The following is a 14,836-nucleotide window of genomic DNA, read 5'->3' as shown; positions in this document are numbered from 1 at the left end:
GTAAAATGATTCCATTTAATATTCCATGTGTGACAGGAAAAGAATCTGTCGCCATCCAACAAGCCATAACCGCACAAAAACTATCCGGCAATGGGTCTTTCGGAAAAAAATCCTGTACTTGGCTAGAAAAAAACCTGTCATGCGAGCGCGCTATGCTAACACCATCGTGTACTGCTGCCTTAGAAATGACAGCAATCCTGGCAAACGTTGGGCCAGGGGATGAAGTCATCATGCCATCCTATACCTTTGTCTCGACAGCGAACGCTTTCGCATTACGAGGAGCAACAATTCGCTTCGTTGATATTGATCCAACTACAATGAATATAGACCCAGTGGCAGTAGAAGCAGCGATTACCTACAAGACGAAAGCCATCGTGGTTGTCCATTATGCTGGCGTTGCTTGTGATATGGACCGCATTTTGCAAATTGCAGAGGGGCACGGTATTTTTCTTATTGAAGATGCTGCCCAAGGGCTGATGAGTACATATAAAGGAAAGGCTCTCGGAACAATTGGCCACATGGGAACCATTAGCTTTCATGAAACGAAAAACTACACATGCGGGGAAGGTGGGGCTCTGCTGTTAAATGACCCGCAATTAATTGAACGAGCGGAAATTCTCCAGGAAAAAGGAACGAACCGCTCGCAATTCATTCGTGGCCAGGTGGATAAATATACGTGGCGCGATGTCGGGTCCTCTTATCTATTGAGCGAGCTCAATGCCGCCTATCTTTCTGTCCAGCTTGACCATGCAGAAGAAATAAATGAGCAGCGCCTTGCCAGATGGGAAGATTATAATCAGGCACTAAAGCCACTGATGGAGGACGGCGAAATTGTCTTGCCACATATCCCCGACGAGCATGTTCATAATGCGCATATGTTTTATATAAAAGCAGACAGTGAAGCGACACGTAATGAGCTAATGGATTATTTAAGAGATCAGGATATTATGGCAGTCAGTCACTATGTACCGCTCCATTCCTCTGTTGCTGGTAAAAAGTACGGCAAGTTTATTGGAGAAGATACGTACACAAGCGTTGAAAGTGCCAAACTTCTGCGTCTGCCGCTATATTATGGATTAAAAGAAGAGGACGTCGCCTATGTGGTTAAAGCCATTCAACAATTTTACGATTTTAAATAAGGTACTTATCGGGATAGCACTATTGATCATCGCTGCTTATGTGGCGCCATACTTTATACTTGGCGAGGATGCCCACATTCGGGTCCACGACAACATGGACTCAAACATTGTCTGGTATAAACTGTTAGCTGAAAGTGGCCAGATTTTCACTCTAACGGACACCCATTTGCCCAATGTCATTAACGGACTGCCAAGAAGTGCGCTGCCTTCAGGCTTTGATGCACTGGTATGGATGTACACTTTATTTGAGCCGATGACAGCCTATGCAATTGGCCAAACTCTCATGCGTCTAGCCGCCTTTTTCGGTATGTACTTCTTGTTAAAGCATCATGCCATTCGTTCTGATAAACAGCAGGTGCTTTGTATTGGGGCCGCTTTAGCATTTTCCTTACTCCCCTTTTGGCCTTCTGGCATGCTGTCAATTGCTGGACTGCCCTTAGCACTGCATTGTTTTCTCATGATTCGGAGGAAAGGAAAAAGTGAAAAAATCTATTACTGGATCACGCTTGGCCTCATTCCCTTTTTCTCCAATTTTGTTTTGTCATTTGTGTTTTTCCTTGCAGTGATGGGTCTTGTTTGGCTTATTGACTGGATTAGGGATAAGCGAAGCAATTGGGTATTCTTTTCGGCCATAGCGATGATGGCTACCATTTATATCGTGAAAAATTATTTACTTATTTTCTCTATGTTTTTCGAGTCCGGTTTTACGTCACATCGTAATGCACTGGACCTTGGCCATAACTCCTTTGAACGAAGCATGGAACTGACCTTGGAAAATTTCCTGTATGGACATACGCACGATATGGCTGAGCAGTTTCTCATTATTTTGCCTGTTATTGGCTTTGCCTTCGCGCTTGCTGCTTATCGAAACATCAAGCCGTACTGGCTACTTAGCTTGTTTTGCTTTAATTTCCTGCTTTCCCTATGGTATGCCTTTTGGTACTGGGAAGGATGGCGTATCGTGAAGGATAATGTGATGGTGGCAAATACGTTTAATTTTGCTCGGATCCATTTCTTTGACCCAGCTATTTGGTATATTTGCTTTGCGCTAGCACTTGCGATTATCTGGAAGCATATGCGTCTTGGAAAAATCATCGCGATTGTGCTGATTGTCGCTCAATGCTATCATCTCTTCCCTTTTAATGAAGAGAATAAATATAGCGAATTTGATACACCAACCTTTAAAGAGTTTTATGCAGAACCTTTGTTTAATGAGATAAAAGAGTATATCGGAGAAGACCCGTCTTCTTATCGGGTTGTCAGCATTGGCATGCATCCAACAATTGCTCAATATAACGGGTTTTACACATTAGACACCTATAATAACAGCTTTCCTCTGGAGTATAAGGAAGCATTCAGGGAGGTTGTTGCCGGGGAGCTTGAAAAAAGCCCATCTCTTGAAAACTATTTCGATACATGGGGCGGAAGACTATACATGTACGTAGCAGAACATGGGGAAAATTACTTGTTTACAAAGGACCGTAATGATCCTATTGAGAAACTGGATATTAACACCACTGCTTTAAAAGAACTCGGTGGAGATTATATTCTTTCCGCGGTGCCAATTGAAAACTACGTCGAGCTTGGACTAACGTTTGAAAGCGAATTTGAAAAGGCTGACTTACCATGGGAGATCTTTTTGTATCGGGTGGATTAGGCGAGGACTAAGGTTATTGTTTGGATGATTATAGTGTTATTTTACGTATTACACTGCAGATACTTTGAAGACAGCTGGCGAAGTGATTCTATCAGCGAAGAAAACACACGAAGACTCCAACGGGAGGAAAGGCATAGGTGAGGCCTACTTAAGGAACAAAGGCTAAAAGCGCCACATCCTGGGGCAACGCCTTCGTGACCAACGTCCTGTTGGCCCGAGGCTCTCCACCCCCCCGCGGAGACCGAGTGTATTTGCGAAGCAGTAAGAAAGGATAGATCGTATTATCTTCAATGTTCTCTATTTTTATTGCTTTATTTAATTCTTGTCATTGTTCTAGTTTTTTTTATAGTTCCATAGAATCCTCCATTGTCCATCTACCTCGGTTGCATATACATGTTGAACGATAGTGAAATTACCAAAATCGCCTTTGAACTGTTGGTTAACCTGTACTCTATATACAACAGCAAAAGAATTGCTTGTTTCATCCATGGCCCAATCCTTCAGTTTTTTGGTTTTTTCCAATGTAAAACTGAAGTCCTCTGTACCAAGATAGCCCATAAATAATTCTCCTCTTACCTGGAGATATTCCTTCTTATCCATTTTTTCCTGCATGAAAGGATGGAACAATTCCCAAGAAAGAGAGTAAACGCCTGCCTTTTCATACTCATAAAAATTCTCTACAGCCCGTTCAGCTTGATTCTTCGGTGAAAACAACTGAAATAAGAGCACGATAATCGTAATTAAGACGACTCCTGCAACAACAAGGACAATTCCTTTCTTCATAGAAGCGCTCCTCCACGAACATGTTATCCATACATTCTATTCGTAGAAGAGCACTGATATTAATTAAATTGACAAGCTATTAGGTTGCAAGTGATCCGCCGTCTACTGGATAGGTTGCACCTGTTACGAAAGAGGCTTCATCTGAGGCGAGGAATAATACGACCTGGGCTACTTCTACTGGCAAACCATAGCGTTTCATTGGCACACTTGCCTGGATTTGTTTTCGCACGTTCTCTATATTATCTGGTGACATGTTTTTTTCAATATTTCCCAGCATTTGGGTATCGATCGCAGCTGGGGCCACCCCATTAATACGAACTCCAGTACCAGCATGTTCTAGTGCTGCTGTTTTGGTTAAGCCGACAACAGCATGCTTGGAGGCAATGTAAGGCGCCATTCCTGCGCTACCAATAAATCCTGCATTGGAAATTGTATTGACAATCGATCCACTTCCCTGTTCTTCCATGACTTTTAAGGCATGCTTCATGCCAAGGAATACACCATAGACGTTGACTTCCATGACTTTTTGGAAGGCTTTATAATCACTTTCTTTTATCGATACGAAAGGGCCTTCAAACCCAGCATTATTGAAAAGGACATCTAGACTACCGAATTTTTCCGTTGTCTCTGCGACATACCGTGCAACATCTTCTTCATTTGTCACATCTGCTTTAACTGTTAGTATTCTATCATCACCAAGTTTCAGCTCTTCCTTTGTACTCGCCAATGCATCTTCATTCATGTCTACAAGTACAATATTTGCCCCTTTGTCAGCAAAGGCCTTTGCTGTAACCTTTCCAATTCCACCAGCACCACCTGTTATGACAACTGCCTTGTCGTTAAAATCCATGTCGTTTCCTCCTTCATAGAAATTCTCCAAGACCACTCGCAGGAAAATATGTTAGAATATTCTTATTAAGTCTTTTTATCGGGTTGCACTCCCACAAGCAAGAAAAGAAGTTCTTTTGTCTTATTATAAAAGTCACAGGTTACATGGTTCAATCCGCAATAACCGCAAAAGTGTATGCGCTTTCAACACTTCTGATTAATTTGTTGTTTTTCGTTGTCTTTGAGGAGGGAAAGGTGTCATGAAAGAGTTAAAAAAAGCAGACCGAAGAATTCGTAGAACAAAACGTACGTTAATGAAAGCATTTATTCAACTAATGGAAGTGAAATTATATCATTCCATTACGGTTAAAGATATTGTAGATCATGCAGATTATAATCGGGCAACCTTTTATCGTCACTTTCCATACAAGGAAGCATTAGTTGAAGAGCTTGAAACGGAATTATTTGATGGACTCGTGACAGCATTTCGTGCCCCTTACCTCAATAAGGACCAATTGAACATGATTCACTTAACCGTCTCTGAAATTCAGTTATTTGACTATATATTAGAGAATGCTCACTTTTATAAACTATGGAATCATTCGGAGGCCATTCCTGGTTTTGAAAACAGGTTCATTCATACAATTATTCAGCTATTTAACGAGGATTTGAAGCTTTTAACACCACAGGAGGACCACATCAATTACCATTTATTTACGACTTTTCGCGCCTATGGAATTTGGGGACTAATTTTGGATTGGATTAAGGATGACTTTACTGCATCCACCACCTATATGTCTCGACAACTCATTCATATTCTGAATTATAAACCACCTAAAATGTATGTAACAAAAGCGCAAGAGCCCGTTTAGAGACGTAATGAGTGGAACGAATCAACTGAGATAAAGGAATCATGCCCCTGTAAAAGGGGAGACTAGGCGACTTCACGTATCGCCCTACGATAAAGAAGACTTGCCGACTGGTGAAGCCAGAGGCCTAGTCGCACTTATGCCTGGGTCTTTTAGCGGTTTATAGTGGGTACTTCAACATTCCAACCACATAATTGCTCCCTAAGCTCTAATTGAAAAGGCCCTGTATGAGAAACTACAGGACCTTTTTGCTAATCGGCACGGTATACTGAATTAATGAACGTCCGTTTAAATGTATTCCCTTGTTTGGTGGTGCCTTCCACTTCTGTGGTAATGACATAGCTTTGATTCTTTTTTTTCAACGGAATTGTCTGTGACAGACTTGTGTTATTTTCATAGGTGGTAACTAGCTCAGGAGCTGCACCAGACTCTTTAACGTAATAGGTTACCTTTACTGTTTCGGCTTTCACATACGTAGGATCAGTTGAGACAGCGAATGGGATATGGCTTGTTTCTACAAGGTTTTCTGCTGACACAGTTACAAAAGTTTTTTCGTCATAATCGGCAATAAGAAGGTACGCATTCGCTTGGGCGCTTTTCAAGCGAAGCTCCCATTCCCCTACCTGTAAATCTTCGAGTGAAAAATGGTGGGCGATTGCGTTGATGAAATATCCTTCCTTGTTCTCCGTTACTTTTGGCTTCACTTGCACTGTTTTACCGGAAGGATTCGTTAGTTCTATGCTAGATAACGGCTCTGCTGTCAGGAGCTGAAACGATGCCTGTTTGATTGTTTCATCCATGAATAGAGGGACCTTTTCCTCCGTCCCATTTTCCAATTCTCCACCTGTAACCCATTGATTGCGGGCTCCATTCGCTTCGATTGCCTCTTCATAAATAGGAGTATTCTGCGTTAGACTGCTCAGGCTGTTCCCTGTAATCACATCTTCAAATATGGGAAATGTTGCGCCAGATCGTACGGTTGTATGGTTCCAGTTACCGATTTCCAGCAATTGCCCTACTGGGAGCTGGCTGCTACTTGTCGTCACTACCCCATCATTGTCCCCATAGCTATTTAAGTACATCCCACCAAACCAGGTAGACGAAAACATAGAGCCCCAATTTGTCCCGCCAATTGTATAATAATCATGGGCTGACGAAGTAGGTTCTGGATCTGTTATCGAACGAAAGTATGCCATATACCCTGTTTCCATTGCTGAGGTTCCTTCCCCTTGAGCGCCAATCAAATCAGCAAGCCAGCCAGCCCAACTACTATCCGCTAGATCTGCAAGCTGTGAACCATGGTGTGGACTAGAAAGGGTAATCACATTTTCCACATATTGCCCAGCACCATAATAGGTAAGAGCCGTCTGTGCATCCACACCACCTTTACTGTACGCAATAATGGTGATTGGTTTATTCGAAAAATGTGCCGCAATTTCTTCAATTTTTTCGGCTAGGAGTTGACCATTGTCCCACATATCCGCGGAAGCCCCACCAGCATCATACAGCTGAATAAATGCGGTCTGATAACCCGCTTCCAAGGCCGTCTGGTACATATCATTATCTTCCCAGAAAATCTGTGCAACATTATTCAGTCCGGGAACGAATAGCAATACAGGAGCATCTGCGATCAGGTTTGTTGGTGTATCACCTGCATACCATTCCCCTGGTATCTCGTCATTTCCATTACTAGCCTTGCCATTTAGAGAATACGCTCCGCCTTCTTCTACTAACACAGGATCTGGGATGGGCTGTTCAAGAGGTTGTGCTTGGATCGTGTCACGAAGTAACCCAATTAACAAAATAAACAATAAGGAAACCGTAATTCTACCAAGTGTTTTCACAAGAGAACCTCCTCATATTTACTTTAGGAAAATGTAAAATCTTAGGCCAAAGTCGACATAGCAAACTTCCAAGTATAAGCACAACGAGTGCATTTACTAAAAGACGAGCAAGTGGGAGTTTTTCTAGAATGCCCTTACTAGTTGATATGAGATAGAAAGCTTATCCTATTACTAAATCGGGACAATTTAACCAGGGATTTACATTGGGTGAATTGAATATTGGATATGACTAGAGATGTTCTGTGGTTCGTTGCAGGCTTGAGGAACAGTTATTCATTTTCTATATGTTTTTTCCTTAACTTATTTAATTCGGGTATACGGTGATATAAAGTTGATATTCTATCTACTACTTCTAGTTTCACTTCGCATCCTCTTCTGTTAGTTGATTAACGACATTTATAGTGTTTTCAAATGTAACCATATGAGAAGTCTTTTCCATTTATAATTCCTTCTATTTCTTGGTAATCGCAGTCCTTATAAGTTACAAAACCAGCCCCTTTTTCTTGGCATTTGCATCTAATGCTGCGCCGATGGCGACACCAAGTCCAACACCAAGTGGTAATCCTATCCCAATATTTTCAAATATAAGGAGCCCAAATACGACACCTAAGCTTGTTCCTATGGGCATATATACGCTGAAATAAAAGCCGCTTGTTATTAAATTGTGTTTTTTCATAAGGTGAGTACTGCTGTTATTTATTTTTTGTTTGTGATGTTTAATATCATCTTCTGTGATCGTGCTGTTCTTTTCCAAAAGGTCCTTAATATGGGACTCTAAGTCAGTAAAATACTGTTCACACTCTTCACATTCATTTGAGAAAGAATCTAATCTGTTTATGATTCGATTAAATTTTTCTAATTCAAGTTCTGTGGCAACCTGTACATCAACATTGTTACTTATTTCTTCAATACTATTTACTACGTTCTTCACTCTTTGACTTTCCATGGAACACCCACCTTTATTGGTTAATTCCCTTCATAACCTAATACGGCTACAAAGTTAAAATGTTTCGAAATTAATCACAATAGGAGGACCAATATTAAAATTTGTCCTCCTAAACCTATTGTTTTTCTAAATCACATGAATCATGGTCTGGATATAGCATTGCACAAGGATATAAAACACAATGGCATACCCCAAATTAAACTTAATCCCATTTTTAAACCCATTCAACCCGTTGGATGCGCTAAGCACAATAACCGGCATAATAAGTGGGGAAAGCAAGATAGAAATAACGCTACCTGATGTTACCGCAAGCACGATGAGTTCTGGTGGATATGGCAGAGCAATGGATTCGAGAATCCCGGCAACTAGAACCATAACGGTCAGGGGACCTAGCCCTAAGAACCCGAGTAAGATAACGATAAATGGTAGCAAATAAAGGAAATTAAGAAACGGAATATGCTGCTGCAAGTAATAAACACCATCTACAATAGATGTGCCGAATCCCGTCTGGTTTAGAGCTGAGATCAGCACACCCGCTCCCAGCATGATACTAAGCTGATAGGATTGTTTCAGCATTCCTTCTTTTGTGTAATGGTGCGCTTCTTCCATGAATTTACCTGGTCGCCGTTTTATTGCGTAATACAACAAGCTCCAAAAGAAAATGACAATGGGGATGGTCATCATTAACTCAAGCCCAAAGAACCCATGCAATGCAAAAATGGTACCGAACAATGTCACGAATAAAAACAAAAATTCCATAACAAGTTTCCGACTAACCTTCTTAGATGAAGCGCTTTGCAAAATCCCAGCGATTTTCCCTTGTAAAACGGTTGTGATGTCAAGGCCATATTTCTTTTCATCCCTGATGGAGAAAACAACTGATATCCCTATACCAAGCGCAGCGATGACCATCCCTTGGATAATGGCAAGCCAAAGCGAAGCCTTCATCGTTTCAACTGCAAATATAAAGCTCGGTATGCTGACAACCCACATGGTAGAAAGGGCAAAAGATCGGAGCACAGCGGTCCCTTTGAAATTTTCCCAGCCCTCCCCTTTTTCGTCCTTTAAAATATCGTTAATAAACTGATACACCATGGGAATGGCTCCAAAAAGTAAGAAATAAGAAATCACCTGCGTAAATACCATGGCAGAAAAATAAAATTTCCTGCTCGTGTTAATCGCATGATGTGCTCGCGAAAGAATTGCCTCCATATAGGCCTCTCCACGCAAAACCCAGCTGATCATTGGAACGATAATAAGCAGTCCAATAATGTCCCGCATTTGTAAAAAGCCAGCATAGATGTCGGAAAGGGTGAAATTGTTTGCATATAAGAGTACAACCAATCCGATAAGAAATAGCATGAGTGGCAGCTTGAAACCCTTCAGTCCAAAATGCAGAAAGGCAAACAATAAAATAGCAAAGCCACTGATAGCTAGGACAGTTAACAGGATGTCTGATGGGAAAAAGTAAGTTAAAAAATGTAAAATAGCATAAATTATTGTGGCGATACGTAGCCCGTAAGCTTTTATTTTCATTAGGCAAACTCCTCTTGTTAGCAATCTATCCATTAATAGCATAGACCTTTTTTAACGTGTTCTCAAGTTGATTTGTGTAGACGTTTGATTGGTGCTCTGGTTTCACTTTGGGGTGCTTTGTTTCACTTTGAGGTGCTCTCGATTCACTTTGGAGTGCTCTTGATTCACTTTGAGGTGCTCTCGATTCACTTTGGGGTGCTTTGGTTTCAGTTTGGGGCGTTGGGGGTTCACTTTGGGGTGCTCTTGATTCACTTTGCTCCAAGTATTTTATATAAACAACTTCTAAAATTCCCCCTCCTACATAGGATAGTAAAGTGTGTTATTAACATCAGGGAGGGACAGCAATGCCGAGTGGAGTTCATCAGCTGGAAGTGGATCTTCCCATTCGTAATACATGGTCGTTTATTAGTAATATTACGAATTGGGCAACCTTGGTTCCGGGTTATGTGGAACATAAAATCCTTAATGAGAGGCAGTCAACGTGGACATTTCGCGGCGATGCAGGCGTGGTACATAAGACGGTGTGCCTTAGAATTGATATTCAGGAATGGCAGGAGCCTGCACGTATCTCCTTTACTCTCAAAGGAATAAACGAGAATTTTTCCGGCGATGGCTATTTCCACGCAGAGGAATTAACAAATTCGACAGTTAAAATGACCGGCTATCTGCACATCACGGCCAAGGGACTAATTGGACCGATGGTGAACACGATGCTACGGACCATGCTACCGCGTACGACAAGGGATTTCACGGAAGCGGTGGTAAGGAAGATGCAGCGAGCAGAGGCTGTTGCACGATAAATTCTTATTTGAAAGATTACCTAGTTGGTAGTCTTTTTTCTTTTGGTAAAAGTCTTTCTAGCGTTGCGCTTTTCTCCCTCCTTCATCTCACGTGTGATTTACTCTCTATCAGCATAATGATAGAATAGATCAGTCATCAGTTTTTTATCCCGGTGCAACCGTCCGTAAGACTCCCACTTCAAAACATGAGACAAAACCGTGGTGCTTAAGTGGGAGAAAACGGACGCTAACACCCCGATTCGTTCAACTAACAATCAGTGGGGGGAAGAATGCCCGCCCCACTGATTGAAGGTTCACTTTATATGAAGGAGATCACTTATGAACATATTACATAAAAACCGTGCGTTGAATGATGCGCTGAAAATTATTATTGGCGCTACACTCGTTGCGTTAAGTTATAATGTCTTTTTATTACCTTCAAAGCTTGCTGCAGGTGGAATTTCAGGGATTAGTACCATCTTATTTGAAATGTATGAATTAAGTCCTGCTTATACACAAATGCTTATCAATATTCCAATTTTTATTATCGGCTGGATTGCGCTTGGGAACAGTTTTAGCTGGAAAACGTTGATTGGTACATTTTGGGTACCGTTTATCATTTGGCTTTCCGCTGATATTCCGTATACCGTTACGAACCCTCTTTTAGGTGCGATTTATGGAGGAATTGTTCTAGGTACAGGTCTTGGCATCGTCTATAAAGGGAACGGCTCTACTGGTGGAACCGCCGCCATTGCCCAAATCGTAAAAAAATTCACCGGGATCTCAAGTGGTTATTCCCAGTTAATTGTCGATGGCTTTGTTGTCACTGCTTCTATTGTTGTGTTCAGCCTTGAGCTCACATTGTTTGCCTTAATGGCAATTTATATTACAAGTAAAACAATTGATATTGTCCAGCTACGTACCTCTGCTACAAAATTAATTATGATTATCACAGAAGAAGAGGAGAAAATTCAGCAAATAATTCGAGATGGAATAGACAGGGGAATTACCAAGGTGCGCTCTGTTGGTGGCTATTCCAATCAGGATAAGACGATGATTCTATGCGTGACAGAGCAGCAGGAAGCTGTACAACTCAAGCGTATCTTGCAAAAAGAAGAGCCCACGACATTCGTTATCTTCATTAATGCTTCCGAAATACTTGGTCGCGGGTTTTCATTGGACAAGTACTATGGACAGAAATTATAGGGTAGTTGAGAGTTAGTCTTAGATACTCGCGCGACTTTTCACTGTTCCTGCGCGACTCTCAGCTGCTCTCGCGCGACTTTTCACTGCTCTCGCGCGACTTTGTGCTGTTCTCGCGCGACTTGCCTCTTCTCCCACGCGACTTGCTCCCACTCCCACGCGACTTCACATTACCTCAAATTTACAACACCCGAAAAGAGACGCCCTCACACTGGAGGACGTCTCTTTTTATGCGGGGTGATGCAGTCTCTCTGCCATATGTTGGATTTTCGCCATGGTGCTGATGTCCATATTGCCACCACTGACGACAACTCCTAGGTGTCTAGACTTGATATGTTGATGGTGTGCAAACAATGCTGCGATGGCGGCAGCTCCTGCGCCCTCCATTAAGGTTTTGTTTCGCTCCAGCATATAAACAATGGCGGAGGCAATTTCCTCATCGGTCACGGTGAGGATATCATCTACGTATTCTCTAATAATAGGTAAGGTTTGCTTGCCGGGTTGTTTAACTGCAATGCCTTCTGCAATGGTATTAACAGATTGCAGCCTAACGTCTTTCCCTTTATAAAAGCTATCATACATGGCAGACGCACCTTCTGCCTGAACGCCGATAATTTTAATATTTCTGTTTACATATTTTGCAGCGACAGCTATGCCACTTATTAACCCGCCCCCGCCAATTGGGACCAGTATGGTATCAAGCCGGTCTTCTTGTTTTAGCATTTCCATGGCGATCGTTCCCTGACCTGCCATGACATCATAATCATCGAAGGGATGAATATAGACAGCTCCTGTTTGCATTTGCCTTTTCAGTGAGGCATCATAGGCTTCCTGAAATGATTCCCCTGTCAAAACAATTTCTGCTCCGTAGTTTTTCGTTGCCTGAACCTTAGCTGAAGGTGTTTTTTCTGCCATAAAAATGGTTGCCTTAATTCCGAGCTTCGCTGCTGCGTAAGCGACTCCTTGGGCATGATTTCCTGCAGACGCAGTGATAACACCCTTGTTTCGTTCCTGCTTCGATAACTGCATCAACTTAAAGGTTGCCCCTCTAAATTTAAATGCCCCTGTTTTTTGCTGGTTTTCCATTTTAAAATAAACGTTTTTTCCTACGATGCGATTTGTAGTTTCTGACGTGATGATCGGTGTTCGATGAACAATAGGACGTAAAATTCCTAATGCGGTATGAACCTTTTCACCTGTTAAGCAATCCCCAATGGTTTCACACTCCTTGAAATTTTTAGACTTGGAATCAGCTATTGCTTTTCGAATGCTACAATCTTCTCCTCGTGGTGCAGGGTTAACGCAATATCATCCCAGCCATTTAATAGCTTCTTTTTATGATATGACGGAATCTCGAAGGATATTTTCTTTCCTGTCCGATCCGTGATGCTTTGCTCTTCCAATACAACCTTTAATACTAATTCGGATTGTTGTGCTTGTGCGAGCCAGGCATCAACTTGATCCTTCTCCATCTGAATCGGTAAAATGCCATTTTTTAATGCATTGTTATAAAAAATATCCGCAAAGCTTGGGGCGATCACAACCTGAAAGCCATAATCCAACAAGGCCCATGGGGCATGCTCACGCGAAGAGCCGCAGCCGAAATTTTCACCAGCCACAAGGATAGAAGCACCATCGTAAGCTGGATCATTTAAGGAAAAATCCTGACGTTTCAGCCCATCATCATCATAGCGCCAATGGTAAAATAAAAACTGCCCAAAACCAGTGCGTTCAATTCGCTTTAAAAATTGCTTCGGTATAATTTGGTCTGTGTCTACATTCGTTCGGTTTAATGGATAGACCAATCCTTCATGCTCCTGTAATGCCTGCATTTCGACCCACCTCCTAGCTCGGTACACTTGTATAGTTTCTGACGTCAACAAAATGACCTTCGATCGCAGCTGCAGCCGCCATTTCTGGACTTACTAGATGAGTACGGGCACCATTTCCTTGTCTACCTTCAAAGTTTCGGTTAGAGGTGGAGGCACATCTTCCGCCTGGTGGCACAACATCATCATTCATTGCCAGGCACATGCTACATCCTGCTTCCCGCCATTCGAATCCAGCTTCTTTAAAGATCGTGTCCAGTCCTTCTTTTTCGGCTTGTAATTTTATGCTGAAGGAACCTGGTACGACGATGGCCCGCACGTTTTCACTTACCTTCTTCCCAGCAACAATCGAAGCCGCTTTTTGTAAATCACTTAACCTAGAGTTCGTACAAGAACCAATGAAAACATGGTCAATGTTAATGGAGGTAATCGGCTGATTTTCTTCGAGTCCCATATAATCCAGGGCACGTGCTACATCTTCTTTGTATTCAACCTGTGTTAAATCAGGTGTCTTACCACTTACTGGAACACACATGCCTGGGTTGGTTCCCCAGGAAACTTGAGGCTCTATCTCATCTGCATGGATGACCACGCGGTGATCATATTCTGCGCCCTCATCTGTAGCTAATGCCAACCAGGAATCTGCCAGCTGATCAAAAGCTTCGCCGTCTGGCACATACTCTTTCCCTCTTAGGAAATTTACTGTTGTTTCATCCGGGCTAATTAGTCCTGCTCTCGCTCCTGCTTCAATCGACATATTGCAAACCGTCATGCGACCTTCCATAGACAAATTACGGATTGCTTCACCGGTATATTCCATCACATGGCCTGTGCCGAAACGAACACCAAACTTCGCGATGATAGCTAGAATCAAATCCTTAGCTGTTACACCAGGACCTAGATCGCCTTCTACATGGACATTTAAGGTCTTTGGTTTTTCTTGCCAAATACTCTGCGTTGCCAGTACATGCTCTACTTCGCTTGTGCCGATTCCAAAGGCCAACGCACCAAATGCACCATGTGTCGAGGTATGGCTATCCCCGCAAACAATGGTTTTACCTGGTTGTGTAAGGCCTAGCTGTGGCCCGATTACGTGCACGATTCCCTGATCAGGATGCTGCATATCAGCAAGTGGGATCCCAAACGCATCACAGTTCTCTTTTAATGTCTGCATTTGTTTTTTTGCAATCTCATCTTTCATGCTGTCCCTGTTTTTAGTTGGGACATTATGATCCATCGTCGCGTACGTTAAATCCGGTCTGCGCACCTTACGTCCATTTAAGCGTAAGCCTTCAAAAGCTTGCGGCGATGTAACTTCATGAACAAGGTGGAGATCAATATATAACAGGTCTGGTCTTCCCTCCTCCTGATGCACAATATGTTTTTGCCAAATTTTTTCAATAATTGTTTTTGGTTTATCCAT

At 42.3% G+C, this 14,836-nt stretch carries 13 protein-coding genes; 5 read left to right on the top strand and 8 right to left on the bottom strand.

The features are described from left to right. Positions 1-5: 5 nt before the first annotated feature. Positions 6-1,139 (top strand): dTDP-4-amino-4,6-dideoxygalactose transaminase, encoded by a 1,134-nt coding sequence (gene rffA / locus ACTWPF_RS05720; RefSeq protein ID WP_443148632.1) that lies wholly within the window; start codon positions 6-8, stop codon positions 1,137-1,139. Next, a complete protein-coding gene (locus ACTWPF_RS05715) occupies positions 1,099-2,796 on the top strand; it encodes a DUF6044 family protein (protein ID WP_443148631.1) in 1,698 nt (565 codons plus the stop codon). The genes rffA and ACTWPF_RS05715 overlap by 41 nt, the downstream gene beginning before the upstream one ends. A gap of 333 nt (positions 2,797-3,129) precedes the next feature. On the opposite strand, the gene ACTWPF_RS05710 is transcribed toward ACTWPF_RS05715, so the two are convergent. Beyond that, complete coding sequence (locus ACTWPF_RS05710) at positions 3,130-3,579, bottom strand: hypothetical protein (protein WP_443148630.1); 450 nt, start codon at positions 3,577-3,579, stop codon at positions 3,130-3,132. Between the two features lie 79 nt (positions 3,580-3,658). Continuing rightward, positions 3,659-4,429: an SDR family NAD(P)-dependent oxidoreductase gene (locus ACTWPF_RS05705; protein ID WP_443148629.1), complete on the bottom strand. Its 771-nt coding sequence runs from the start codon at positions 4,427-4,429 to the stop codon at positions 3,659-3,661. Positions 4,430-4,667: 238 nt separating this feature from the next. Here ACTWPF_RS05705 and ACTWPF_RS05700 point away from each other — a divergent pair, with 238 nt between their 5' ends. Continuing rightward, positions 4,668-5,279 (top strand): TetR/AcrR family transcriptional regulator, encoded by a 612-nt coding sequence (locus ACTWPF_RS05700; RefSeq protein ID WP_443148628.1) that lies wholly within the window; start codon positions 4,668-4,670, stop codon positions 5,277-5,279. A 248-nt stretch (positions 5,280-5,527) separates the two neighbouring features. Here ACTWPF_RS05700 and ACTWPF_RS05695 read toward each other — a convergent pair whose 3' ends face one another. The 3 genes from ACTWPF_RS05695 to ACTWPF_RS05685 form a co-directional block, all read right to left on the bottom strand. Continuing rightward, the gene (locus ACTWPF_RS05695) at positions 5,528-7,120 is read right to left on the bottom strand and encodes an esterase/lipase family protein (protein ID WP_443148627.1); all 1,593 of its coding nucleotides are present in this window, start codon (positions 7,118-7,120) and stop codon (positions 5,528-5,530) included. Positions 7,121-7,601: 481 nt separating this feature from the next. Next, on the bottom strand, positions 7,602-8,066 hold the full coding sequence (locus tag ACTWPF_RS05690; RefSeq protein WP_443148626.1) for a hypothetical protein: 465 nt from the start codon (positions 8,064-8,066) through the stop codon (positions 7,602-7,604). Positions 8,067-8,192: 126 nt separating this feature from the next. Further along, the gene (locus tag ACTWPF_RS05685; protein ID WP_443148625.1) at positions 8,193-9,602 is read right to left on the bottom strand and encodes a hypothetical protein; all 1,410 of its coding nucleotides are present in this window, start codon (positions 9,600-9,602) and stop codon (positions 8,193-8,195) included. Between the two features lie 344 nt (positions 9,603-9,946). On the opposite strand from ACTWPF_RS05685, the gene ACTWPF_RS05680 reads away from it, so the two are divergent. Both ACTWPF_RS05680 and ACTWPF_RS05675 read left to right on the top strand, forming a co-directional pair. Continuing rightward, positions 9,947-10,402, top strand: coding sequence for a CoxG family protein (locus ACTWPF_RS05680; RefSeq protein ID WP_106897508.1), 456 nt, complete (start codon positions 9,947-9,949; stop codon positions 10,400-10,402). A 318-nt stretch (positions 10,403-10,720) separates the two neighbouring features. Beyond that, positions 10,721-11,587, top strand: a complete 867-nt coding sequence (locus tag ACTWPF_RS05675) for a YitT family protein (RefSeq protein WP_443148624.1) — start codon at positions 10,721-10,723, stop codon at positions 11,585-11,587. Between the two features lie 225 nt (positions 11,588-11,812). On the opposite strand, the gene ilvA is transcribed toward ACTWPF_RS05675, so the two are convergent. Genes ilvA through leuC form a run of 3 tightly spaced genes read right to left on the bottom strand, consistent with a single transcriptional unit; the run spans position 11,813 to position 14,836 of the window. Then, positions 11,813-12,799, bottom strand: a complete 987-nt coding sequence (gene ilvA / locus ACTWPF_RS05670) for a threonine ammonia-lyase (RefSeq protein WP_443148862.1) — start codon at positions 12,797-12,799, stop codon at positions 11,813-11,815. Between the two features lie 38 nt (positions 12,800-12,837). Beyond that, positions 12,838-13,416, bottom strand: coding sequence for a 3-isopropylmalate dehydratase small subunit (gene leuD, locus ACTWPF_RS05665; protein WP_161464301.1), 579 nt, complete (start codon positions 13,414-13,416; stop codon positions 12,838-12,840). Positions 13,417-13,429: 13 nt separating this feature from the next. Continuing rightward, positions 13,430-14,836 (bottom strand): 3-isopropylmalate dehydratase large subunit, encoded by a 1,407-nt coding sequence (gene leuC / locus ACTWPF_RS05660; protein WP_161464302.1) that lies wholly within the window; start codon positions 14,834-14,836, stop codon positions 13,430-13,432.

The sequence above is a fragment of the Oceanobacillus sp. M65 genome, assembly GCF_052246275.1.
Lineage (GTDB): Bacteria > Bacillota > Bacilli > Bacillales > Amphibacillaceae > Oceanobacillus_B > Oceanobacillus_B jordanicus.
Note: the sequence above shows the minus strand (reverse complement) of the source record. Positions and strands in the feature narration are given on the sequence as shown.

Bases quoted from the DNA above. Each gene is read 5' to 3' on its own strand.
- rffA (WP_443148632.1), top strand. From the start codon at position 6: ATGATTCCATTTAATATTCCATGTGTGACAGGAAAAGAATCTGTCGCC.
- ACTWPF_RS05675 (WP_443148624.1), top strand. From the start codon at position 10,721: ATGAACATATTACATAAAAACCGTGCGTTGAATGATGCGCTGAAAATT.
- ACTWPF_RS05715 (WP_443148631.1), top strand. From the start codon at position 1,099: ATGTGGTTAAAGCCATTCAACAATTTTACGATTTTAAATAAGGTACTT.
- leuC (WP_161464302.1), bottom strand. From the start codon at position 14,836: ATGGATAAACCAAAAACAATTATTGAAAAAATTTGGCAAAAACATATT.
- ACTWPF_RS05685 (WP_443148625.1), bottom strand. From the start codon at position 9,602: ATGAAAATAAAAGCTTACGGGCTACGTATCGCCACAATAATTTATGCT.
- ACTWPF_RS05680 (WP_106897508.1), top strand. From the start codon at position 9,947: ATGCCGAGTGGAGTTCATCAGCTGGAAGTGGATCTTCCCATTCGTAAT.
- ACTWPF_RS05700 (WP_443148628.1), top strand. From the start codon at position 4,668: ATGAAAGAGTTAAAAAAAGCAGACCGAAGAATTCGTAGAACAAAACGT.
- ACTWPF_RS05705 (WP_443148629.1), bottom strand. From the start codon at position 4,429: ATGGATTTTAACGACAAGGCAGTTGTCATAACAGGTGGTGCTGGTGGA.
- ACTWPF_RS05690 (WP_443148626.1), bottom strand. From the start codon at position 8,066: ATGGAAAGTCAAAGAGTGAAGAACGTAGTAAATAGTATTGAAGAAATA.
- ACTWPF_RS05710 (WP_443148630.1), bottom strand. From the start codon at position 3,579: ATGAAGAAAGGAATTGTCCTTGTTGTTGCAGGAGTCGTCTTAATTACG.
- leuD (WP_161464301.1), bottom strand. From the start codon at position 13,416: ATGCAGGCATTACAGGAGCATGAAGGATTGGTCTATCCATTAAACCGA.